General features: G+C 42.3%; 22 protein-coding genes. 5 read left to right on the forward strand and 17 right to left on the reverse strand.

The genetic code is table 11. The annotated features are described in order from the left end of the window. Positions 1–179: 179 nt before the first annotated feature. Positions 180–2,294, reverse strand: a complete 2,115-nt coding sequence (locus tag V6D42_RS07335) for a peptidoglycan D,D-transpeptidase FtsI family protein (RefSeq protein ID WP_333512780.1) — start codon at positions 2,292–2,294, stop codon at positions 180–182. A 337-nt stretch (positions 2,295–2,631) separates the two neighbouring features. Between V6D42_RS07335 and V6D42_RS07340 the strand changes: the two genes are divergently transcribed. Then, positions 2,632–3,408 carry a CAP domain-containing protein gene (locus V6D42_RS07340; protein ID WP_029441230.1) on the forward strand — a complete coding sequence of 259 codons (777 nt, stop codon included), beginning with the start codon at positions 2,632–2,634 and terminating at the stop codon, positions 3,406–3,408. A 38-nt stretch (positions 3,409–3,446) separates the two neighbouring features. On the opposite strand, the gene V6D42_RS07345 is transcribed toward V6D42_RS07340, so the two are convergent. Together V6D42_RS07345 and V6D42_RS07350 are read right to left on the reverse strand one after the other, a co-directional pair. Then, positions 3,447–4,313, reverse strand: coding sequence for an NAD(P)-dependent oxidoreductase (locus V6D42_RS07345; RefSeq protein ID WP_333512781.1), 867 nt, complete (start codon positions 4,311–4,313; stop codon positions 3,447–3,449). Between the two features lie 136 nt (positions 4,314–4,449). Then, complete coding sequence (locus V6D42_RS07350; RefSeq protein ID WP_333512782.1) at positions 4,450–6,417, reverse strand: methyl-accepting chemotaxis protein; 1,968 nt, start codon at positions 6,415–6,417, stop codon at positions 4,450–4,452. Between the two features lie 146 nt (positions 6,418–6,563). On the opposite strand from V6D42_RS07350, the gene V6D42_RS07355 reads away from it, so the two are divergent. After that, positions 6,564–7,265 carry a GNAT family N-acetyltransferase gene (locus V6D42_RS07355; protein ID WP_333513133.1) on the forward strand — a complete coding sequence of 234 codons (702 nt, stop codon included), beginning with the start codon at positions 6,564–6,566 and terminating at the stop codon, positions 7,263–7,265. Here the strand turns inward: V6D42_RS07355 and splB are convergent. From splB to V6D42_RS07390, 7 genes are all read right to left on the reverse strand, one after another. Beyond that, a complete protein-coding gene (gene splB, locus V6D42_RS07360; protein ID WP_168747627.1) occupies positions 7,258–8,286 on the reverse strand; it encodes a spore photoproduct lyase in 1,029 nt (342 codons plus the stop codon). The genes V6D42_RS07355 and splB overlap by 8 nt on opposite strands. Positions 8,287–8,363: 77 nt before the next feature. Then, positions 8,364–8,603 carry a splAB operon transcriptional regulator SplA gene (splA, locus tag V6D42_RS07365; RefSeq protein ID WP_044156104.1) on the reverse strand — a complete coding sequence of 80 codons (240 nt, stop codon included), beginning with the start codon at positions 8,601–8,603 and terminating at the stop codon, positions 8,364–8,366. Positions 8,604–8,694: 91 nt separating this feature from the next. Then, the gene (gene ptsP, locus V6D42_RS07370; RefSeq protein WP_029441228.1) at positions 8,695–10,407 is read right to left on the reverse strand and encodes a phosphoenolpyruvate--protein phosphotransferase; all 1,713 of its coding nucleotides are present in this window, start codon (positions 10,405–10,407) and stop codon (positions 8,695–8,697) included. Then, a complete protein-coding gene (locus V6D42_RS07375; protein WP_010334034.1) occupies positions 10,407–10,673 on the reverse strand; it encodes a phosphocarrier protein HPr in 267 nt (88 codons plus the stop codon). Before V6D42_RS07375 ends, ptsP begins: the two co-directional genes overlap by 1 nt. 98 nt (positions 10,674–10,771) lie before the next feature. Further along, the gene (gene ptsG, locus V6D42_RS07380) at positions 10,772–12,871 is read right to left on the reverse strand and encodes a PTS glucose transporter subunit IIABC (RefSeq protein ID WP_029441227.1); all 2,100 of its coding nucleotides are present in this window, start codon (positions 12,869–12,871) and stop codon (positions 10,772–10,774) included. A 231-nt stretch (positions 12,872–13,102) separates the two neighbouring features. Beyond that, a complete protein-coding gene (glcT, locus tag V6D42_RS07385; RefSeq protein WP_026014700.1) occupies positions 13,103–13,969 on the reverse strand; it encodes a glucose PTS transporter transcription antiterminator GlcT in 867 nt (288 codons plus the stop codon). 61 nt (positions 13,970–14,030) lie between these two features. Next, on the reverse strand, positions 14,031–14,996 hold the full coding sequence (locus tag V6D42_RS07390; RefSeq protein ID WP_333512783.1) for a LacI family DNA-binding transcriptional regulator: 966 nt from the start codon (positions 14,994–14,996) through the stop codon (positions 14,031–14,033). A gap of 106 nt (positions 14,997–15,102) precedes the next feature. On the opposite strand from V6D42_RS07390, the gene V6D42_RS07395 reads away from it, so the two are divergent. Next, complete coding sequence (locus tag V6D42_RS07395) at positions 15,103–15,228, forward strand: hypothetical protein (protein WP_010334030.1); 126 nt, start codon at positions 15,103–15,105, stop codon at positions 15,226–15,228. A gap of 54 nt (positions 15,229–15,282) precedes the next feature. On the opposite strand, the gene V6D42_RS07400 is transcribed toward V6D42_RS07395, so the two are convergent. After that, a complete protein-coding gene (locus tag V6D42_RS07400; RefSeq protein WP_333512784.1) occupies positions 15,283–16,377 on the reverse strand; it encodes a M24 family metallopeptidase in 1,095 nt (364 codons plus the stop codon). Between the two features lie 162 nt (positions 16,378–16,539). Here V6D42_RS07400 and V6D42_RS07405 point away from each other — a divergent pair, with 162 nt between their 5' ends. Further along, on the forward strand, positions 16,540–16,755 hold the full coding sequence (locus V6D42_RS07405) for a hypothetical protein (protein ID WP_010334028.1): 216 nt from the start codon (positions 16,540–16,542) through the stop codon (positions 16,753–16,755). Between the two features lie 32 nt (positions 16,756–16,787). On the opposite strand, the gene V6D42_RS07410 is transcribed toward V6D42_RS07405, so the two are convergent. The 5 genes from V6D42_RS07410 to V6D42_RS07430 all read right to left on the reverse strand — a co-directional run bounded on the left by V6D42_RS07410 (position 16,788) and on the right by V6D42_RS07430 (position 22,067). Further along, on the reverse strand, positions 16,788–18,704 hold the full coding sequence (locus V6D42_RS07410; protein WP_333512785.1) for a heavy metal translocating P-type ATPase: 1,917 nt from the start codon (positions 18,702–18,704) through the stop codon (positions 16,788–16,790). A gap of 238 nt (positions 18,705–18,942) precedes the next feature. Then, positions 18,943–19,443 (reverse strand): endospore biogenesis thiol-disulfide oxidoreductase StoA, encoded by a 501-nt coding sequence (gene stoA, locus V6D42_RS07415; RefSeq protein ID WP_032731060.1) that lies wholly within the window; start codon positions 19,441–19,443, stop codon positions 18,943–18,945. Positions 19,444–19,492: 49 nt separating this feature from the next. Further along, positions 19,493–20,830 carry a sporulation protein YkvU gene (gene ykvU, locus V6D42_RS07420; protein WP_010334025.1) on the reverse strand — a complete coding sequence of 446 codons (1,338 nt, stop codon included), beginning with the start codon at positions 20,828–20,830 and terminating at the stop codon, positions 19,493–19,495. Between the two features lie 115 nt (positions 20,831–20,945). Then, positions 20,946–21,575, reverse strand: a complete 630-nt coding sequence (locus V6D42_RS07425; protein ID WP_333512786.1) for a cell wall hydrolase — start codon at positions 21,573–21,575, stop codon at positions 20,946–20,948. Positions 21,576–21,872: 297 nt separating this feature from the next. Next, positions 21,873–22,067, reverse strand: coding sequence for a hypothetical protein (locus tag V6D42_RS07430; protein ID WP_010334023.1), 195 nt, complete (start codon positions 22,065–22,067; stop codon positions 21,873–21,875). A 164-nt stretch (positions 22,068–22,231) separates the two neighbouring features. On the opposite strand from V6D42_RS07430, the gene V6D42_RS07435 reads away from it, so the two are divergent. Next, entirely contained in the window at positions 22,232–22,417 is a 186-nt protein-coding gene (locus V6D42_RS07435; RefSeq protein ID WP_003232446.1) for a YkvS family protein, read from the forward strand. Between the two features lie 121 nt (positions 22,418–22,538). Here the strand turns inward: V6D42_RS07435 and V6D42_RS07440 are convergent, their stop codons facing one another. After that, positions 22,539–22,829 (reverse strand): DUF3219 family protein, encoded by a 291-nt coding sequence (locus tag V6D42_RS07440; protein WP_333512787.1) that lies wholly within the window; start codon positions 22,827–22,829, stop codon positions 22,539–22,541. Between the last annotated feature and the right edge of the window lies 1 nt (position 22,830).

Genomic DNA, 22,830 nt, shown 5'->3' on the forward strand with positions numbered 1-22,830 from the left:
TGCGTATCCTGTTCCACAGAATCCCTCCTTTGCATGATCATCATATTCGACATTTACAGATTGACTTTTACCTAGTATGATTCGCTAGAAAATGAGTATTCTCCTTCTATTCTTATAGTGATCTGTAATTTTTGAGTAAAAGAAAGGGCACACAATCCGTCAGATGTGCACCCTGTTTTTTATTTTTCGCTATTTTTCTTTTCAAGCTCTGCGTAAGCGTGTATGGCCCTTTTGGCGATAATTTTATTGATTTTATCGTCATCATCTACTGACGGCACAACGACACTAAAGGCGACCTTAGGTTTTTTTGACGGATAATAACCGACAAATGTTAAGTTATACGTTTTTTTTCCCCACCAATTCCGATTTGTGCCGTAATAATATGTTTCTGCTGTTCCCGTTTTTCCCGATACATCTTCTGTAAAAGTATTTTTAGCTGTTCCTGAAGAGGTTACTAATTTCATACCTGTTTGCACTTGCTGCAAATCACTTTGGGAATTATTGATCTTATTCAGCACTTTAGGTTTCCTTTGCTCGATTGCCTTACCGAGTTCATCTTTTTTGCCTGGCTCATGTATGCTTGTGACGATTCTAGGCTGTACACGGTACCCTCCGTTTGCAATCACAGAAATGTACTGCGCCATCTGAAGCGGTGTATATGTATCGTATTGACCAATTGCCAAGTCTAAAATTAAGCCCCCTACAACATCAGGTGTCGTTTGCATTCCTGCAGATTCCTGCGGCAGGTCAACACCAGTCTTGACTCCAAGGCCAAATTGGCTGTAGTAATTTCTCATTTTGAGCAGATCCTTCTGATCAGCAGGAAGCGGTCCATGCGGCTTATACGTTACCCCAGCAATATGCATAGCAACATTAAACATATAAACGTTTGAGCTTTTTTGCAAAGCCGTTAATTCATTGATGGTTCCCATATTTGTGTAAGATTTTTTTATGAGGTTCCTTCCTAAATACATCGGCGCATCATGGAAATATTTATAATGCGGAATCCCATCCTGATAGCCCGCGAGAACGGTTGCGCCCTTTACTGCTGATCCCATTTCATATTGGGTTGTAAAAGCACCGATCGCATAATCTTGAATCTTATTTGTTTCTAAATCTATCTTTTTTCCTGCCATCGACAGAATATCGCCGTTATTCGGATCCATCATCACAACAAAGGCCCGGTCAAGCATATAGTTTCCGCGTGCGCGGCTATTTCTCACTTCTTCTTCCACAATCTTTTCTACCTTTGCCTGCAGCTCCATGTCAAATGAAAGACGAAGATCATAGCCCCGGCTGCCTTTGTCGATTGTTTTCTGGCTGACGACATTTCCTTTATTGTCTTCCACGTATTCCACTTTTTCTTTATGAGAATTTAAATAGTCCTCATATTGATACTCCAAATAACTTTTGCCGACTCTGTCATTGCTCGCATAGCCTCTCGTAACATAAAAGTCTTTCCGGTCGCTGAGCAGCCCTTGATCAGGTGTTGTGACACCTCCAAAAACGGAATAAAGTGTTTTGTCATAAGGGTATTTTCGTGTCCAATCGTTTACGACATCTATCCCCGGCAGCTCTTCTAAATGCTCAGACACAATAGAAATTTCATCATATGTTAAATCATTTTTCGGTCTTTGCGAGGAGTTTTTCTTTTCATCAAGCAATGATCCATTCTTGCCGTTGCCATTGCTGTTATTCGGGTCCATCGCTTTTACAATCTGAGGTTCATACGCATTCCCGCTTGAAAATCTTGTGTATATGGCCGCGGTTTGCATAGCTTCGTCATCCCGCTGAATGGCCTTCAATTCTTTAGCCGGGACGCGTTCCACTTGAAGCTTGTAAGCCTGTGTCCCCTTCAGATTGCTTTCAGATTCCTTTAACAGGCGGGCGGCTTTTTTCGGATGAGAAGCGAGCCAGTAATCACGTAAATCTCTATCCTTTAAAAATTCGGTATCAATATCGATCAAAGCGGCAAGCCGTTTAGCTGTTTTGATTTTGTCCTTTGTTTTTGTGCTAGATGTTGAGACATACACAATTTCCGGAACGCTCTGGTTATCAACAGCCACTTTCTCGTTTCTGTCATACATCTTTCCCCGAGGCGCTGGATAATACGCTGTTTTCGCATTAGCTTTCTCAGCGTTTTCTTCATGCTGTTCGCCTTCGACAATTTGAACAACGCCAAGCTTAAAGATTAATGCAGTAAATAGAACAAAGACCGCTAAGAAATACAGATTCATTCTGATTGCTCTGCTTCCTTTTCGCTTTTTCTTTGGTTCACGTCCTATTTCAGTCACTTCTGGTTACCCCTCTCAAATCATTCAATATATTTACATATACTGTTTTTAATTGTAACACCTTTGTAATAGTTGTTACAGCGAAAAGGGATAAAAAAAGTTGTCAATAATGAAATACATTAAAATATAACTAACGATTCAAAAAATAGGAAGCTATGTAACTGTGAGATAAAGTCACTACATATGCATGACTCGCTTGTCATCAGCGATTCAGCGCGTTTTGATTACAAAAATGACAATCATCATTTGTCAAAGGAAAGTGATGGATACTTTATGACAAAAAAGCTATGTTATGATTTTTTTGTAGAAACAAACAACTCTAGGAGGTTACGAACTAATGAAAAAAGCATTTATTTTATCTGCTGCCGCTGCGGTTGGATTATTCACATTCGGAGGCGTACAGCAAGCATCAGCGAAAGAACTCTCCTGCCAGCCTGTGGTAACGGTCAAAACGGGGAACACAGTGCAAAACCTTACACTTAAGGATGTAGTGAAAAAGCTACATATTAAAACAAATATAAAAACACTAAACGCGGCGAATGAAAAAGAGCTTGAGCAGCTTCTTCAAAAGCATGCGAAACAATCCAACATGAAGATTCAGGATGTTCAAAAACCGGAAGCAGTAAAGCCAGCTCAAAAGGCTCCTGAAAAAGCCGCTGATCAAAGCACTGCTGCTAAAGCACCGGCTACTGCTGAAAAAACCAGCAATAATACAACAACAGCTGCACCTTCATCTGTAAGTGCATATGAGAAAAAAGTTGTTGAGCTGACAAATGCAGAAAGACAAAAACAAGGTTTAAAACCGCTTCAAATTGATGAAACATTAAGCAAATCTGCACGTGCAAAATCACAGGATATGAAAGACAAAAACTATTTTGATCACCAAAGCCCAACTTACGGCTCACCGTTTGATATGATGAAATCTTTCGGAATCAGCTACAAAACAGCTGGTGAAAACATTGCTAAAGGACAAAAAACACCTGAAGAAGTAGTAAAAGCTTGGATGAACAGTGAGGGCCACAGAAAAAACATTCTTAACCCTAACTTTACACACATCGGTGTGGGTTATGTTGAATCAGGCAGCTACTGGACACAGCAATTCATCGGAAAATAATAAAAAAGAGATTGCCTGTTTTGACAGGCAATCTCTTTTTATTTCACCCAAAGTTTATATATACTTTGAGTTCCGCTGTTTTCTTCTCCTTGTGCAGCAAGTTGGTCATATAATGATTTCGCTAGCGACAAGCCTGGCATTTCTTCCCCCATTAGTTCCGCTTCCTCTAAAGCAATTCCCATATCTTTAATAAAATGCTTTACGTAAAAACCTGGTTCGAAATCATCTTTCAGCATACGCGGGGCGAGGTTTGACAATGACCAGCTTCCTGCCGCTCCAGTTGTAATGCTCTTCAGGACGTTTTCCGGCTGAAGACCTGATTTTTGGGCATAAGCCATCGCTTCGGCTACACCGATCATACCTGCTGCGATCGCGATTTGATTACACATTTTTGTGTGCTGCCCGCTTCCTGCCGGCCCTTGATATTGAATATTCTCTCCCATTAAAGAGAAGATGGGCAGGCAAGCTTCAAACGCTTCTTTTTCTCCTCCGACCATAATCGCCAGTGTTCCGTTTTGCGCGCCGATGTCACCTCCTGAAACAGGAGCGTCTAAGGCAAATAATGATTTTTCTTTGGCTGCCTCCGCAATTTTTTTGGCTAACGACGGTTTAGAAGTCGTCATATCAATGAGATACGCGCCTTTTTTAGCATTTTCAATAATTCCGCTGCTGCCGAAATACACTTCTTCTACATCACTGGGATAGCCTACCATTGTAATAATGACATCAGCTTCTTTTGAAAGATCTTTTACGGTGTCTTTCCATACCGCACCTTTTTCCAGTATGCTGTCCGCTTTTTCTTTTGTGCGGGTGTACACCAATACAGGATGTCCATCATTAAGGATATGTGAAGCCATACTGTTTCCCATTACTCCAAGACCGATAAAACCGACTGTTTTTTTCAAGGCGATTCCTCCCAGACGTATTGTTTTCATTTAGTTAAAATTTATCATTTTCTAGACTACCATATCTAGTAAACATATAGTAGCGTCTAGAAAATGAAAAAACCCAAAACTTGAAAAAGTTCTGGGTATCCAATATTTATAATGTGAATTTCTCAATAGCGTCCATAAGCTCTTGGCTAGCATGTTTTAATGTATCAGTTGAGTGTTTGACTTTCTCAAGCGTGATCAGCTGTTCATCGGTTGAGGCGTTGACTTCCTCCGCTGCAGCAGCCGATTCCTGTGATATAGCTGAGATGCTTTGAATCGCTTCAGAAATGGCAAGCTGTTCTTCACTCATTCTTTGTATGTCTTCGTAAATTTGATCAATACCTTGTACAAGTGACTGCATTTCCGACGTGATTGTGTTTAATACTTCGCCAGTCTCATGGATTGCGCTGTTTTGTTCATCATTCATTTTACTTGCTTCAACCATTGCATGGGAAGCCTCTTTTGTTTCAAGCTGGATCAACTTCACTGTCTCACTAATATGCTTGGTGGAAAGCGCTGATTGCTCGGCAAGCTTCCGCACCTCTTCAGCCACGACAGCAAATCCGCGTCCGCTTTCACCGGCTCTGGCTGCCTCAATACTGGCGTTTAAGGCAAGTAAATTGGTTTGATCCGAGATATTTGAAATCGCAGTAACCACTTCTTCAATATTCTTGGTTTGATTTTCTAAATCCAGCAGCATCGTTTCGACTTTCTTTGTTTCCGTATTGGCTTCGTTTGATTTCAACAGCAGCTGGCCGAGAGCGTCAAGCCCTTTATAGCTTGCATCCTCTGAGGATTTTGAACGTGCTTTCATGCCGCCTGCCTGATCCGCAATTCGTCTGATTTTAGCAGACAGGTTTTCCGATTTTTCGTTAATGGTTTCAACCTCTGAAGCCTGTTCCGTTGCCCCTGCTGCCACTTCTTCGATCGCTTTTGCAATTTGTCCGCTCGTTTCATTGGTTTCAGCGGAGACAGCTGTTAGTTGTTCAGAGGTGTCAGACACTTTTCCTGAGGAATATCTGACTTGTTCCACCATTTCCTTCATGTTTTCAACCATCTGATTAAAGTCTCTTGTTAACATGCCGACTTCATCCTTAGTCTTTGACTCTGCGTGGACTGTCAAATCGCCTGCAGAGACAGCCTTTGTTTTCGCAATCAGCTGCTGGATCGGCCCGGTTATTGTTTTGGCGAGGAAGTAGCTGAGAATAATCGTCACCGCCAGCGCGATGAGTGAGATGAAAAGGTTCGCCCGATTCATTTTATCTGAAATCCACATTAATTGATTTGTGTCAAATTGTGTGCCGACTTTCCATCCCGTTTCTCCAACCGTTTGATACACAATCATTTTTCCCTTTGCATCTTGTATCCCCTTTTTGTCAGATGCAATGGTGTTTAATGTTTGGTCCTTGGAGATATTTTTTCCTTGGTTTGACGGATGTGCTAAAAGATTGCCGCTTGCATCAGCTAAAAAAGCAAAGCCATTGTATGGCACCTTTTGCTTATTTACCATAGCTTGGATGGAAGAAAGTTTCAGATCATAACTGGCAACCCCTATCACCTTCTGCCCGTCAAGAATTGCTTTTGAGGCTGTGACGACCATTTCTCCCGTCACGACATCTTGATAGGGTTCAGTCCAGACGACTTTATCCGGTGTTTCAGCCGCGCGCTTATACCATGTTCTAGAAGCCGGATCATAATCTTCTGCAAATTCGGCTTTCGGATATGTAAACATTTCTTTTTTTGCGGTGCCAATATAGGCCATCGCTACATAATCATCGTTTTCTTTAATTTGTTTGATGTCATCATTAAACAGCCTGGCAGCTTCTTTACTTGAGTTTGTCACAAACGCACGGGTTAACTCTCCATTTGCCAATCTTAACAGCGAAATGTCATAACTCTTTAATTGCAGTTCAATATTTTGTTCAAGCGAGTTTGTTACGTTTTGTGTCGTGTTTTTCCCATCCTCTGTAATCATCGGTTTTAACGTCAGGTAAGAAGAAAGCATTAAAAGAACAACTGTAACGATTAACATGATAGAAACAAAAACAGCAATTTTCATGTGAAGTTTTTTAAACAAACCAATCCCCTCCTAACTTCTATATCGGCCTTTTCACCCAAAAAATGAATAATCATAAAATAAATGATATTGAAAACACAGAATATTCATTGAAAATTGTGTTTCAGCAGTTTGATTACGATATAATAAACAGTATGAGGGGAGTGATTGTCATTTTTAAACAGATGTATGTCCATAATGGCATTAAATTTGAGCGGCTGACGATCAGAAATTATTCAAGAACAGACATTGAGGGATTGCTTTCTCTTCAGAAAGAGTGTTTTCCCCCTCCATTTCCGCAGGAATTGCTGTGGTCAGAAGAACAGCTTGACAGCCATATCAACACCTTTCCAGAAGGGGCTTTATGCGCGCTGGTTAATGGTGAAATCGTCGGTTCGATGACTGCCCTTATCGTGCATTTTGATCCCGATGCTCCCGAGCATACATGGGCGGAGACAACAGATAACGGCTTTATTACATGTCATGATCCGCAGGCAAATACATTATATGTAGTTGATATTTCGGTTTCACCGCATTACCGGAAGCTTGGAATAGGAAAATGGCTGATGAATACGATGTATGAATTAGCGGTTGAAAAGCGAATGGAACGGTTACTCGGCGGCGGACGTATTCCTTTTTATCATAAGTACGCCCACGAGATCAGCGCTTCACAATATGTAGAGGATGTAATAGAAGGAAATAAGAAAGATCCTGTACTGTCATTTCTCCTGCATTGCGGCCGTTCACCGCTCTGTATCGTCAGCAATTATTTAGACGATGAAGAATCCCTGAATTACGGGGTTTTGATGGAGTGGAAAAATCCCTTTTATGAAAAAACGAGCTGTAAAACTGACAGCCCGTTTACGTGAAATATTCAATTTTCGCATTAGGAAAATACGTATCGATATAAGATTCGAGTGTTTCCCGAAGCACATGTTCTTCATCTTTCTGATAAATATACTTTCCGATTCCGTAACGTCCCCATTTATAGCGACGCTTTTCTTCATCTAATTCTAGCTTCGTCTTCGGGTAATTCTTCTCTATCACTCGTTTAGCCGGTTTTGTAAAACGATGCTGAATTAATTCAAAGGTAACATCATGTCTGACGTCCTGCGGCAAAGCAGCATCCAGCTTTTCAAACAGATGTCTGTATCCTTCCTCCCAGCCTTCGTGAATGTATATCGGCGCAACAATAAAGCCTAATGGGTAGCCTGCTTTCGCTACTTTTACAGCCGCTTCAATCCGTTTATCGAGAGGAGAGGTTCCCGGCTCAAAATTCTTAATCACATAGTCAGCATTTATGCTGAATCTGAATCTTGTTTTTCCGTTATGTTTAGCATCCAAAAGGTGGTCAACATGGTGAAACTTTGTGACAAACCTAAGCTTGCCAAGCTCACTCTGTCCAAAATGTTCAATGGCGTGCTTGAGCGTGTGTGTCAAATGGTCGATGCCCACAATATCAGAGGTACATGAAGCCTCAAACCTTGTAAACTCCGGTGCACGTTCTTTCATATACTGATCCGCCTGATCCAATATTTCTTCGACATTTACATAGGTTCTGATATAGGGTTTTGTTCCCATTGTGGTTTGTAAATAGCAGTAATGGCAATGCCCCATACAGCCTGTCGCAAACGGAATCGCATATTCAGCTGACGGCTTTGAAGAATCAAACTTTAAAGTTTTTCGGACACCAACTACTAACGTTGATTTTGCATTACGGTATTGCTGAAGATGGTTTTTACCAGGAATATTGCGCACTTGGTTATGGGACGTCGTTTCTCTGATTTCGATGCCCATTTTTTCAAATTTATCATGTAATTCCTGTGCCAATGGATATTCCATTGCTCTCGGTTCAATATAAACGAGCTGCGGAACAAATGGGTTCTGCATGGTGCCACATCCTTTTCCTTTTCTACCGTTACTTTTCTCAAAAGACGGAAAGGATATGAGTTGTAATGTTTTCCTTGTTACTCATACGGATCGATATCAAATAACTCTTTGTAAAGTGTTTTTGCTTCTTCATAGCTTGCAAAAACAGCATCATCCTCAGCAAACGGATGGTAGGTTTCAAATATAAACAGGGAAAGCTCACCCTCATGGTATGGATGATGCACAATTTCAGCTTCCTTTATATGAGCAACATTGGCGGCGTGCGGATTTCTGTAGATCACGTAGACTGTATCTCCTGCGTTAAATTCGTTTGACATTCTATCCCTCCTAGCCATGTTATTGTGCCCCGCTGCAACCCTGATTATGAAAAAAAACCAGACAGGCCGGAGGCCGTCTGGTTTTTGCACATTACTTGAATGTTTCTTTTACGAACGCGACAACTTCTTCTGTCGTGCTCATAGATAAGATTTTCTCTTTGAATGACTCAGCTTCTTGTTTAGACAATTTGCTGATTTGAGTTCTTGCCGGAAGAATAGAAGTTGCGCTCATTGAGAACTCATCTAAACCTAATCCAAGAAGAATCGGAATCGCAATTTCGTCTCCTGCCATTTCTCCGCACATGCCGACCCATTTTCCTTCTTTATGTGCTGCTTCAATTACGAGTGTAATTAAGCGAAGGATTGCAGGGTTGTATGGCTGATACAGGTAAGCTACACGTTCATTCATACGGTCAGCTGCCATTGTGTATTGGATCAAATCATTTGTTCCGATACTGAAGAAGTCAACTTCTTTAGCAAACTGATCAGCGATGACTGCAGTCGACGGAATCTCAACCATCATACCGACTTCAATATCATCAGATACAGGTTGTCCCGCTTTGACAAGCTTTTCTTTCTCTTCAAGAAGGATCGCTTTCGCTTCTTTGAATTCGTTAACTGTCGCAATCATAGGGAACATGATTTTCAAGTTTCCGTATGTACTTGCACGAAGCAGCGCGCGAAGCTGTGTTCTGAAGATTTCTTGCTCTTCAAGGCAAAGACGAATCGCTCTGTATCCCAAGAACGGGTTCATTTCTTTAGGAAGCTGCAGGTAAGGAAGCTCTTTGTCTCCGCCGATATCAAGTGTCCGCACGACAACTGATTTTCCTTCCATACGCTCAAGAACCGTTTTATAAGCATCAAACTGTTCATCTTCTGTAGGCAGCTGATCTCTTCCCATGTAAAGGAATTCTGTACGGTAAAGACCCACTGCTTCTCCGCCGTTTTCAAGAACACCCTTCACATCATCTGGAGTACCGATATTCGCTGCAAGCTCTACATGATGACCGTCTTTTGATACAGTCGGTTCATTGACAAGCTTCGCCCACTCTGCTTTTTGAGCTAAATAAGCGTTATGTTTTTCTTCATACTCTTTTACAGTTTCCGCAGAAGGATCGATAATGACATCGCCATTAATACCGTCAACGATAACAGTCACGCCGTTTTGGATCGTGCCTGTAGCCGCTTTCGTTCCAACAACTGCAGGAATCTCAAGAGAACGCGCCATGATGGCAGAGTGAGATGTGCGTCCGCCGATATCAGTTGTGAATCCTTTAACGAACTCACGGTTTAATTGAGCTGTGTCAGACGGTGTTAAGTCTTCAGCTACAATAATAACCTCTTCTGAAATCATGCTTGGGTTTGGAATTTCAACGCCAAGCAGGTGGCCGGTTACGCGTTTTGTTACGTCGCGGATATCTGCCGCACGCTCTTTCATATATTCGTTGTCCATTGATTCAAACATGGTAACGAACATAGAAGACGTTTCTTTTAAAGCGAATTCAGCGTTCACAGAATCAGAGCTGATTTTTTCTTTCACAGGATTCAGAAGCTCAGGGTCACTGAGAACTAAAAGGTGAGCAGAAAAAATATCAGCTTTATCCTGACCCAGTTCTTTCAAAGCATGCTCTTTGATTTTTTCGAGCTCTTCTTTAGAACGTGCAATCGCTTCTTCAAAACGGCTTACTTCCGCTTCAGAATCAGAGATGTTTTTCTTTTCAACCGTTAAATCTGGCTCTTCAAGCCGGTACGCTTTTGCAATCGCGATGCCGGCTGAAGCACCAATCCCTTTTAATTCTTGCATTACTCGCCGAGTCCTTCGCTTTTCATTGTTTCTTCTAAAGCGTTAAGAGCATCGTTTTCGTCAGCGCCAGCAGCAGAAATTGTGATTTCAGCGCCTTTAGCGATTCCAAGAGACATAACACCCATGATTGATTTAAGGTTTACAGTTTTGCCGTTATATTCCAAATTAACATCAGCGTCGTATTTGCTTGCAGTTTGTACAAGAACTGTCGCAGGACGAGCGTGAATTCCAGAATCTGCAGTTACTTTGAATGTTTTTTGTGCCATTTTTATCATTCTCCTTTTAACTTAAAGCTTTATTACTTCACAATATTATATCATACAGCCGTACTTGTCATCTGACAAGCACAGCGTACTATATACCCTTATTTTTCAATCTTCACAATGTCTTCTTGCTCTCTGTTAACTGATCCGCTTGCCTTAATGCTGACTGTTTCTCCTTCAGCAAGGTTCGTAAATACGATCGGTGTCATCAGAGACGGTACATTCGGTTTTACTGCGTCCAAATCAACTTCAAGAAGCTTTTGTCCAGGCTCAACGCGGTCCCCTTCTGATACGAAAGACGTGAACCCTTCGCCCTTGAGGCTGACCGTATCAATGCCGAAGTGGATCAAAATTTCTTTTCCTCCGTCGGATTGCAGGCCGATTGCATGTTTTGTCGGGAAAACATTTAGTATTTTTCCTCGTACCGGAGAAACGACGATACCTTCAGAAGGAAGAATCGCAAAGCCGTCACCCATCATTTTTCCTGAGAAGACTTGGTCAGGAACATCAGTAATCGGGTGAATTTCTCCAGCAATCGGAGAAACAAAGACTTCCTCGCCAATTTCATTTTGCAGCGGTTCTGCAATGACTTCCTCAACCTGCTGCCCTACTTCTTCCTCAGCGGATGTTTTCGGTTCAGGTCTTGGTTTGCGTCCCGCGATGATGTCCTGCATTTGTGTTTTTAATCCGTCAGAACGTGGTCCGAAAATCGCCTGAATATTGTTGCCCACTTCCAGAACCCCGGAGGCGCCAAGCTGTTTCAGACGGTCTTTATCTACCTTTTTCTGATCGTTTACAGTTACGCGCAGACGAGTGATACAAGCATCAAGGTGTTTGATGTTTTCCTGGTCACCCATTGCCTGCAGGATCTCGTAAGGAAGGTCGCCGGCTTCTCCTGTTTTCCCAGATGCTGCTGTTTCAGCTGAAGCATCCTCACGGCCTGGTGTTTTCAGATTAAATTTGCGGATCGCAAATCGGAATCCGAAGTAGTAAATAACAGCAATCCCTAAACCAACAGGGATGACAAGCCACCATGCCGTCCGGTTCGGTAAAATACCGAAAAGGAAGTAGTCAATTAAACCGCCGGAGAATGTCATACCAATCTTAACATTCAACAGCTGCATGACCATGAATGAAAGCCCTGCAAACACACAGTGGATCGCAAACAGGACAGGGGCAACGAATAGGAATGAGAATTCCAATGGCTCTGTGATCCCTGTCAGGAAGGATGTCAGTGCTGCTGAACCCATAATACCCGCAACAAGTTTTTTGTTTTGCGGTTTTGCTTCATGATAAATCGCAAGTGCCGCAGCAGGAAGACCAAACATCATAAATGGATATTTACCTGTCATAAACGTACCTGCTGTTAACTGTACGCCGTCTTTAATCTGCGCCATAAAGATGCGCTGATCCCCGCGGATGATCTCTCCGGCTGCACTTTTGTAGCTGAAGAATTCATACCAGAACGGCGAGTAGAAAATGTGATGCAGACCAAATGGAATAAGCGAACGTTCAATCACCCCGAAAATAAATGCAGCAAGGGTTGGATTCGCTTCCACTAATCCAGTTGAAAAGGCATTCAATCCATGCTGGATCGGAGGCCAGATCACTAACATAATAAGACCCAGAATCAGTGCGGAAATTGACGTAATAATCGGTACGAAACGTTTACCCGCAAAGAAACCAAGATATTGCGGCAATTCAATTGTATAAAATTTGTTAAACAGCAATGCCGCCAGCACACCGACGATAATACCGCCGAATACCCCTGTCGCCAAGGTAGGTATGCCGAGCATGTTTACATATGCCGGGTGGTTTTCCGTGAAGAACTTGGCTCTTTCGATTGAATCGGAAGGAATGGTTCCGTTTGCAAGAAGAACCGCACTCATGGATACGTTCATCACCAGATAACCGATAATTGCTGCTATTCCGGCAACTCCATCTCCGTTGGCAAGCCCGATGGCTACACCTACTGCGAAAAGAAGCGGAAGGTTATCGAAAACAATCTGTCCAGCGCTTTCCATCACACCCGCTACGAGCTGAACATTGTCATTGCTCAGGAAATGCAGGACTTGGATCATGTCCTTGTTTTGCATTGCATTCCCGATCGCAAGCAAAATACCGGCAGCCGGAAGGATCGCAACTGGAAGCATAAGCGCACGCCCAATTTTTTGAAGAACGCCGAATAATGCTTTAAACATAAGAATTGACCTCCTCTTTTTACTAGTCTGACCTTACAGCTAAAAATCATGACAACGAATTCACAGGCGTAAGTCTTCCAGTTTAACCGTTTACATTTGCCCTTTTACACAACAAAAAAGGCATGAGCAAAATAGGGTGCGCAAAAGAACGAGAATGGACTTCCCGTTTTTTCCCCTCAATCACTCATGCCTGATCGGATCAGTAACACGTTTTTAAAGGATAAACTGAATTTATGAAATTTTATTGGTTAATCGGTACAGATGAAGCGTGAGATAAACCGCTTCCGCCTCATGAACTGGTTTCTTCAATGTTTGCTGCAAGATTTTAATCAATTTCCAAGCTGTATTGTAGCATAGCGGATATTCATTTTTCAATAACAACATTAATTTTTCTGGTTCTTTAGTCGGTTCCTCTTTTTTAATTCTTTCTATCGTAAATCTGATGTGCCGGATAAGCCGCAAATAGTTGACGCTTTCTTTATTTACTTTCATTTGAAACGAGTCTTCAATCACCTCTACAAGCTGCGCCATCAGCTGTGAGTGCTTGTTGACTTCTGACAGCGGGCGATTCGTCAGAGCTGAATGAATGTGCAGGGCGATAAAACCGATCTCCCCTTCCGGAAGGCAGATTCCCGCTTTTTCATTGATAATGTCAATGACTTCTTGGGCTATCTGATATTCATCCGGATAAAGTGACTGCGTCTCCATTAAGAAAGGATTTTTCATATCAAAGCCCTGCTGCTGCCTTTTGATTGCAAATGCAATATGGTCAGTCAGTGCAATATGAATATGTTCATTTAGTGAGCGGTTTGTCCGATTGCTGATGTGATATATGACATCGTTTGAAATATCAACGAGCTTTTCATCAACATAGTCGAGGAGCTTTTTAAACTGCTTCTGTTCCTTTTCATCCTTTAAAATGAACATTTTATCGTACCCTTTATCTTCAATCACATCATCTTGTTTTTTTCCGAAACCAATTCCTTTTCCGATCAAAACTACTTCACTGTATTTATGATGAGAAGCAATTAATACGTTATTATTCAGTACCTTTTTCACTGTAAAGGACCCATTCACGATCCTCAGCTCCTTTGTCATTCAATACCTCATATCGTACATAACGAACGGAATGCGCGTCAAACCTTTTTTCATGCTTTCACTAAACAGTCGATCTTTCAATGAGACGGTAATCAAGAACCCTGTTTTCAATCGGCTGACCCTGAATCCTTTTTTCCAGCATGGCAAACGCCTGCTTGCCCATTTCCTTCGCTTGAATATCAATGGTCGATATGCCAAGCAATTGGCTGATTTCATGGTTATCAAAGCTTAAGATCGCAAGTTCATCCGGAACAGACACTTGCTGAGCTCTCGCTTCCAATATAAGCCCTGCCGATACCTGGTCATTGGCGACAAAAATAGCCGTCGGCCTTTCCCTCCAGTTGTTCCATTTATGAAAGAGCGCTTTTCCATCGTTCATTGTAATCGCTTTCTCAATCACCCATTCTTCCTTGAATGTTTCTCCGATCTCTTCCAACGCATCTTTATATGCTTTGATGCGAAAATGACTGTTCATGCCTTTTTTTCTTGCTAAGCAAATCGCTATTTTTTTGTGCCCTTTGGCGATTAAGTAGTTGAGTCCGTCCCGGAATGCGGCTTGATGGGGAATGCTGATTGTGGAAAATACCCCCTTGTTAGCATTCTGACAAAGCAGTATCGGGCCTTCCCACTCCTTGAGCTTGTCATCAGACAGTGCCTTCGAACAAAAAATCAAACCGTCAACCTGGCGCTGTTTTAATTGGGAAAGTGCAAAGATTTCTTTCTTCACGTCATAATTTGTCTGGAACAAAGAGAGGTGAATGCCTGACTCTGCGGCAGCGTCTGCGATTCCCGCCATCATCTCCGCAAAGTAAGGAAGGCTGATCGTCGGCATCACGACACCGATCATATTTGAAAACCCCTTCGACAGATGCACAGCGTGGACATTTCTTGTGTACTCCAAAACTTCCATTGCTTCAAGCACTCTTTTTCTTTTCTCTTCACTGACATAAGGATGATTGTTTATGACTCTGGAAACCGTCGTAATGGAGACACCGGCTTTTTCTGCAATGTCTTTAATATTAGCCATAAATTCCCTTCTTTCTGATTTCCCTTGATCTGGAATGCGTTTCATACAATACGATAAGAACGTACCGACAGATTAGATGGTTTTTTGCTGAAAGGAGAAGATATACATGGGTTTCTTCATTTTAATTGGATTATGTCTGGCCGTTCTGGGCGGGAGCTGCCTGGCTGTAAGACCGCTCAATCAAAAACATGAAGTGAAACCATTTCGGACGTTTGATGATTTTTTTATTTAAAGCAGATAAAAAAGGACGATGTCGAGAACAAAGTCCTTTTTTATCTCTGCCTTGTTACGGCAATATCGTTAATTCCTTCGGATATTGAGTCAGCGTAACTGCCCCCTCTTTTGTTACGTGAACGTCATCTTCAATACGTACGCCGCCAACATCCGGCACATAAATGCCCGGTTCGATTGTGTAAACCATTCCTTCTTGCAGCAGCGTGTCATTGGCTTTGCTCATCGACGGGTACTCATGCACTGAAATGCCAAGACCATGGCCCAGCCGGTGAGGGAAATATTCTCCATATCCGGCTTTTTCAATGATTCCGCGGGCAGTTAAATCGAGATCTCCAATTCTCACGCCTGGGTTGCTAGCTTCTATCGCGGCTTTTTCCGCTTGAAGCACCGTCTCGTAAATATCTTCCTGCTTCGGATTGATTGTTTTGTAAGCAAAGGTTCGCGTGATATCAGAGCAGTAGCCGTCCATCATAACACCCAGGTCAAACAAGACAAAATCGCCTTTCTTTAATGTGGCTGTTCCCGGATTTCCGTGAGGCTGACCTGATTTTTTGCCGAATAGCACCATTGTCGAGAAAGACATGCCCTGAATTCCTTTTTTCTTCAACTCATACTCAATCTGAGCGAGAACTTCCACCTCACTGATGCCTTCACGCAAAGCAGCTGTCCCGACTTCAACACCAAAATCGGCAAGCTTTGCCGCCTCTTTCAGCAATTTAATTTCATGCTCGTCTTTAATCAGACGAAACTGGTTAAGGGTTTCTTCTGCTGATACAAATTGAGCCCCTCCAGCTGAATGCTTCAGTTGTTCGGCACGTGAAAGCGAGATTGAATCCTTTTCCACGGCAAGCGTATGTATGCTGACATTTCGTTTTTTGAGTGCTTTTTCAATGAGCTCCCATGGATTTTCGTGATCGGCATAGCCAATGATTTCGTGATTCCATCCGGCATTTCGGGCCTGGTCTGCCTCCATTCCCGGACAAACGAAAAATGGCTCCTCCTCTTGAAAGATAAACAAACCCATTACACGTTCATGCGGCTCTGTATAAAAACCGGTTAAGTAAAATACATTTTCTTTCGTATGAATAAATGCGGCAGTATGCCCCGCTTCCTTCAGCCATGAAGATATGCGTTGTATTCTGTTCATTTCTTGTTCCTCCCTGCCTTTTGCCATGCGTTGTTCTTTGTATATTGTAACAGGTTTTACGGGTGTTTGCCTTTCACGGCGACTTTCCTTTATCCATCATTTTATTTCCTGCCGGTCATCTTGTATACTGAGAGGAGAGTGAAACGCAGGGAGTTGTTCCGTTTGCTGATGAATTTTTTCAGACGTAAGGCAGTTGTGCTGTTAACAGTTGTGGGAATATCCGCTCCTTTTGTCGGTATGAAGCTGGTGGATTTTTATTATTACAGCTCTATCATAGGCTGTGCAGCCGGCTTCCTTTGCTGCATCCTTGCTCTCATCATCGTGATGAAAAGGCCAGATCAAGAGAAAAAGCAAAGGAAAGTAAAACTTGATCCATAAAAAAAACAGCTGTCCATTTGGACCGCTGTTTTTTATTTTAGAAGCCTTAAGCCGTTTAAAATCACCAAGATTGTACTTCCTTCGTGGCCTATAACGCCAAACGGCAATTCCATCACCTGTAAAAAGTTTGCACAAATAAGCAGGCAAATGACTGCGAGAGAAAATACGATATTCTGCTTTACAATCCTGTTCATTTTCCGTGATAAACGGCACATTTTTACGAGTTTTTTCAAATCGTTTTGCATGAGCACCATATCAGCAGTTTCAAGCGCCACATCTGTTCCGCCGCCCATTGCAATACCGACATCCGCCGCTTTTAGTGCCGGCGCATCGTTGATTCCGTCTCCGACCATTGCAATCGTCCCGAACTCTTCTTTTAATCGTCTCACTTCATTTGCTTTTTGGTCAGGCAGACATTCTGCTGCAACAGTTGTCATTCCCGCTTCCTTCGCTATCGCTTGAGCCGTGTCTTCGTGATCTCCCGTCAGCATGGCCGTTTTAATCCCCAGACGGCTCAGTTCATCCATGACTTCTTTTGCTTCAGGTCTGATTTGGTCTTTCAGAGCGATACAGCCGGCAATGTGGTCGTCCTTTTTCACAAACACAATGGTGTGTTGGCCATTTTGAATGATATCTGATGCATTTTGGTTCAAAAATTGAGCTGCCAATTCTTCCCCAATAAAGCCTGCTTTTCCGACTTTCCATTTGGCACCCGCCACTTCAGCCATTACACCAAAGCCTGATGTTTCTTCGATTGATATGTAGCCGGACTTGTTGATGCCGCGGCTTTCAGCGTAGCCGGCAATGGCTTGCGCGAGCGGATGGCTGGACTGCTTCTCAATCGCATAGACAGGTTCAAGCACTTCCGTTTCTTCGTACCCTTTCGCCAGTCTGACTGTCTCAACCGCAGGCTGGCCTTTTGTTACAGTCCCCGTTTTGTCAAAAGCGATCATTTGCACAGATCCCAGCTGTTCAAGAAATACACTTCCTTTCACTAGCATGCCGTTGCGGGCGCCATTTGATATCAAGGACAGCGCTGCCGGCATGATAGACGCGACAAGTGCGCAAGGTGACGCAACCACCATAAATACCATCGCGCGATAAAAGGTTTCACTCCAGCTCCAGCCAAGTGCAAAATGTGGGACAAATAACAGCAGCCCCACCACGATCAGAACGCCTTTTACATATGCATTTTCAAACCGTTCGATAAAGGCTTGCGCAGGTGACACACTGTTTTGCGCAGATTCCACCAATTTGATAATCTTTCGGAATAAAGAATCTTCGTTTGCTTTTGTAACGCGGACGGTCAGGGAGCCGTTGCGGTTAACAGTTCCCGTATATACAGCGTCGCCGGCGTTTTTTTCTACAGGCATCGATTCGCCCGTTAACGCTGACTCGTCAAGGCTTGTAGAACCAGATTCAATAACCCCGTCAGCTGCCACACGTTCCCCAGGTTTGATAATGATTTTATCACCGGCCTTTATATCTGCAACCGGTACCCTTTTGGTTTCGCCATTTACAATCAGCGTTGCTTCTTCAGGTTCAAGCTTCATTAAAGAAGTTAAATCCCTGCTGCTTTTATTCATCGTGTATGTTTCTAAAGCTCCGCTTAAGGAAAAAATAAAGATTAAAACGGCACCCTCTGCCCAGTACCCAATCAATGCGGAACCCACGGCTGCGAAAATCATTAAAAGCTCAACATTCAGCGTTTTGGATTCAAGCGTTTCTTCAATTCCTTCTTTCGCTTTAGCAAATCCGCCGATGACAAAGGCCAGCAAATATAGCGTTACCGATAACACTTGATGTACGGAAAGGAGCCAGCCTGCTAAAATAAGAGCACCTGACACAAGGGCTGCGATAAGTTCCGCATGCTGAGTCCAGCTTTTTTCTGGCTGTTCTTTCTTTGTAGGCTGATGCTGATCATGTTGGAGCATCACTTGTTCATCCATATCGAATTCTCCTCCCTAATTGAGAACGTAAATCATCTTCATTTCTCTTATAAAAACAAAAATCGCCGCCCAAAAGGCAGCTTCATCGTTTGGTTATTTCATGATGTCTTCTTAATTATAGCATGCAGAAAGAGAATTTCAATTATAATTATTTTAATTTCTTTTTGATAATAATTATCATTAACAACTGTTTACCTTTCATTATATGACAAAAAAGCTGAAAGGCTACGCTCTCAGCTTATTCTTTCGTCCATTCTTTCAATTGTTCTGCCGTCATCGGCCCCACTTTTGTTTCCTCAATTTCACCCTTTTCATTCAGCAAAAACGAAGTAGGAATTGTTATAATATGATATTCCTTCATCAAATCCCCTTTTGTGTCGAGAACAATCGGAAAGGTCAGGTGGTTTGATTTGATAAAGTCTTCAACGACTTGCTGATTTTGTTCTGAATTGACTAAATTGACCGTTACCAGCTTGACACTGTCAGATCGATGAGCCTCATAAAATGATTGGAACTGAGGAAGTTCCTTTTTGCAGGGCGGACACCATGAAGTCCAAAAATGAAGGATCGTTTTCTGCCCTTTATTGGGGATGGAGATATCCTCCCCTTCTATCGTTTTCATGAGAAAAACCGCTGGAACAGCAGGCTGTTTATTGGCAGCCTGTGCCGAAAGAGGCAGCCATGAAATCATAGCAAATAAGATTAGGCAAATAGTGCGGGTCAAGCGTTTCGTCAACATGGAATCTTCCTTTCATGCTTTTCAAATAGCTTGCCCTACTAGAGATTTATCATCCTTCAATCCGCGGCGTTCGGTTTCCTCCCGTCAGAAAAACAGATACACGCAGCGCTTTGCAGATCGTTGTATAATGTAGGCTCGTCAGCAAAATCATACCTGTATTCATCCCAAGGATAATACCGAGCATTTGAAGGTTTTCCATTGAACCCAGCACATACATCATACTCAACGCAACGAGATGGCTCCACACGTTATGATAAAAAGCTTCTTTGACAAAGCCCATCCCGATTAAACATGCCTGAAGGGGCATCACAAATAAATGAAAGAGAAAGTACGGCCACAAAAGCTGCAAATAATATTGTGCTTCTGGAGAGTGAAAAAACAGATGGGTCAAGGGCTCCGCAAACTGGAACATGATCCAGACAGCTGGTATACCGTATCCAAACGTGATAAAGATCGACTGCTTCAGCCTTTTTAATACGATGTCATATTGAGAGAGAGAATAAGCCTCAGAAATACTCGGAATCATGACGACCATTAACGAATGGGCGATAAAAGCAGGAAACGCCCCTATCGTTACAGCCACTCCGGCAAGCATGCCGTATTGATCGATTGCAGTTGTCCCGGCAACGCCCGCGGCCAAAAGCGCTCCTTTTACTAAAAAAGGCTCAATGGCATTGACCACAGCGTGAAAAATGCGCAGCCCGGTTGTCGGAATCGATACGGCTAGCAGTCTTTTTCTAACATCTTTCCCGCGTAAATGGATATGCTGCTGGCCCGATACCGCACGTCTCGCCAGAATAAACTGCGAATACAGGTACACAAGCACGATCACATCGCTCACGACAAGGACAAACAGCGAAATCAGCACAGCCATGTCCAGCTCAAACGAGTACCATTGAAAAAAGATGAACAAGCACAACAGCTGAATGATTTTTTTGAGTACATTAGCGATTGCGATCTTCCCCATTTTTTGCACACCCATGAAGTAGCCTCTGGCAATTGACGTAAAGGCGACAATAGGAATCAAGCCGATGACGATTCCTTTGATAAACGGGTGATATGTATCAAACACCGGAATAAAAGGAAGCGCAATACTGGCGGCGGCAGTGGAAAAGGCTGTGAAAACAGCTGTCATTCGAAAGGCGTGCCTCAGCATGCTTTCATGGAGCTTTGGATTTGATTCAGCAATAAATTTAGAAATTGATATAGGCAGCTCCAGGCTTGCGATGACAATAATTAAAAAGATGGTAGGCAAAATACTCATGTAAAGCCCCATCCCGTGCTCGCCAAGCTCGCGCGCCAAAATCATATTCACGACAAATTCAAGGCATTCGGCGAAAAAGGCGGCAATGGATAAAAGAATAATCCCTTTTACAAATCGATTCATGATGTCTCTCCTTGTCTCTTGTACTATCAACATCATATGAGACAAGTTCAAAAATTATTTTATTTTTATCTTTCTATAAAAAAAAGCACAGCTGAGACGAATGTCTCTTCTATGCTTATATGGCAAAGACATGCCTGCCGATTTTTTCAATAATTTTCCTTGAGCGAATCCAGTCATCTGACGCCGTTTTCGGGTTATAGAAGAAAAGGGCTTCTGTTTCTCTGTCCTTAGATGACATCGCTTCTTCAACAGCCTCAATTGATTCTTTGTCAGGCTCTTGATTAATGCTTCCGTTTGCGACAGGTTCAAAGGCATTTTTCTGATAAATAACCCCTCTGATTGTATCGGGAAAGCCCTTCTTATCCGTCCTATTCAGCACGACGCTTGCAACAGCGACCTTGCCTTCATAGGATTCGCCCTTCGCTTCTGCGTGAACGAGTCGGGCAAGCAATTCTTTTTCAGACTGAGAGTAAGTTTCTTTCTTCTCATTCGTTTTCTCTGAATGTTCTTCTTCTTTCTTTTCAGTGTTCGCTGAAAGCTTGATCGGCTTTATTTTTTTCTTGTCCTCATCAGCAGACAGTGAAGAGAAAGATATGTCTGTGTCATGATTTATATGGGTAAGCAGCTTAGCTTCTTCATGGTTTGTCTTCTTTGTGTTCAGTAGTGAAGCTTGTGTATGTTCAATTTTCGAAGCAGGCATGAAACAAAGAAGAAAAACAGCTAGAGCAGTCAATTTTGTCGTCATACAGTTTCCTCCTTAAAGTGCTCAAAAAACACTTCATAACCTTAACAAGAGATCAAATCAATTTCACGGAAAAAGATTTTCCAACTCTCCCAAACAGGTATCAGGATGGAATATACCGGGTGACGCACTGATTAATGGCAAAAAAACAGCCTCATTTTCTATAAATCTTGTCAATTCAAAGCATTTATTTCCAGTTTTGCCGTTTTACATTTCATTTACGTATGTTACAACGTTTGTAATAAATAACTACTGTTCTGTCATATATGATAAAAAGGCTTCTCATTTATGAGAAACCTTTTAGCTTCTTGGCTGTTCTAAATATTGAAACACCACATCTCCGCCTTGCTGGGCAATGCCTCGGAAATGCTTAAAATCGTCCTGTTTCGATAAAACGGCTCTGAAATCAAGAAAGTGTTCTTTTTGAACTCTCAGTTCTTTTATTTCACCGGTACGCAACTGCTCAATCTGTTCTGTTATATCTTCGGGACGCAATCAAAACTCCCCCTTTTCAATCTTTGAACGAAAATCAATATATCATTTTTCCTGCACCAGGACAATTCCTTAGGACGATAAAACTCCTTATCGCTTTACTTCTTAATGAAAATACTGTTTAATACTTTCAAAAGGAATTATTATGTTTAAAGGAGAGGAAGCTTGTGAAAATCGCTAAGGTCGGAAACGTCATTGAATTTAAAAACGGGTTAACCGGTGTTGTTGAAAAAGTTAATGAGAATTCTGTTATCGTAGATGTTACCATTATGGATAACTATCGGGATCTTGAGCTAGATTCACTGACCGTTGTAAATCATAAAAATTACAAGATCATCAGAGACTCCTATTAAATCCTCCTTCATCCACACGCATTTGCAAAAACTGCTAGACAAACAATTAAACACCTTACATATCAAATTAGCTTTCTCAAAAGCTGCCGGCCGGCAGCTTTTTTCATCAAAAAAACACCAATTATAAATTGGCGTTCGCGTCTGTTTCCGTTATTTCGATATAAAATTCACTCACGGCTCCCGCTTCGTACAGGTTGGTTAATGACGTTGAATAATTTGTGATTTCACCGCGGAAGGCAAGATCTCTTTCCGGAACTTCGACGTTAAATGTCTTTTCATATAACAGCACTGCGATATCATGATAAGCCTCACTGGTAACGTGTAAGGTAAAGGCAATTTTCCGCTTCGGCTCGCTCTCTTCTTGATATGTTGACATTTCTAACGTGACATCGTTTAAACGCAATGTTTTCACT

It is taken from the genome of Bacillus sp. 0909A (assembly GCF_036765115.1).
GTDB lineage: Bacteria > Bacillota > Bacilli > Bacillales > Bacillaceae > Bacillus > Bacillus mojavensis.

Bases quoted from the DNA above. Each gene is read 5' to 3' on its own strand.
- V6D42_RS07340 (WP_029441230.1), top strand. From the start codon at position 2,632: ATGAAAAAAGCATTTATTTTATCTGCTGCCGCTGCGGTTGGATTATTC.
- splB (WP_168747627.1), bottom strand. From the start codon at position 8,286: ATGCAGAACCCATTTGTTCCGCAGCTCGTTTATATTGAACCGAGAGCA.
- splA (WP_044156104.1), bottom strand. From the start codon at position 8,603: ATGTCAAACGAATTTAACGCAGGAGATACAGTCTACGTGATCTACAGA.
- ptsP (WP_029441228.1), bottom strand. From the start codon at position 10,407: ATGCAAGAATTAAAAGGGATTGGTGCTTCAGCCGGCATCGCGATTGCA.
- V6D42_RS07375 (WP_010334034.1), bottom strand. From the start codon at position 10,673: ATGGCACAAAAAACATTCAAAGTAACTGCAGATTCTGGAATTCACGCT.
- ptsG (WP_029441227.1), bottom strand. From the start codon at position 12,871: ATGTTTAAAGCATTATTCGGCGTTCTTCAAAAAATTGGGCGTGCGCTT.
- glcT (WP_026014700.1), bottom strand. From the start codon at position 13,969: ATGACAAAGGAGCTGAGGATCGTGAATGGGTCCTTTACAGTGAAAAAG.
- V6D42_RS07390 (WP_333512783.1), bottom strand. From the start codon at position 14,996: ATGGCTAATATTAAAGACATTGCAGAAAAAGCCGGTGTCTCCATTACG.
- V6D42_RS07395 (WP_010334030.1), top strand. From the start codon at position 15,103: ATGGGTTTCTTCATTTTAATTGGATTATGTCTGGCCGTTCTGGGCGGG.
- V6D42_RS07400 (WP_333512784.1), bottom strand. From the start codon at position 16,377: ATGAACAGAATACAACGCATATCTTCATGGCTGAAGGAAGCGGGGCAT.
- V6D42_RS07410 (WP_333512785.1), bottom strand. From the start codon at position 18,704: ATGGATGAACAAGTGATGCTCCAACATGATCAGCATCAGCCTACAAAG.
- stoA (WP_032731060.1), bottom strand. From the start codon at position 19,443: ATGTTGACGAAACGCTTGACCCGCACTATTTGCCTAATCTTATTTGCT.
- ykvU (WP_010334025.1), bottom strand. From the start codon at position 20,830: ATGAATCGATTTGTAAAAGGGATTATTCTTTTATCCATTGCCGCCTTT.
- V6D42_RS07425 (WP_333512786.1), bottom strand. From the start codon at position 21,575: ATGACGACAAAATTGACTGCTCTAGCTGTTTTTCTTCTTTGTTTCATG.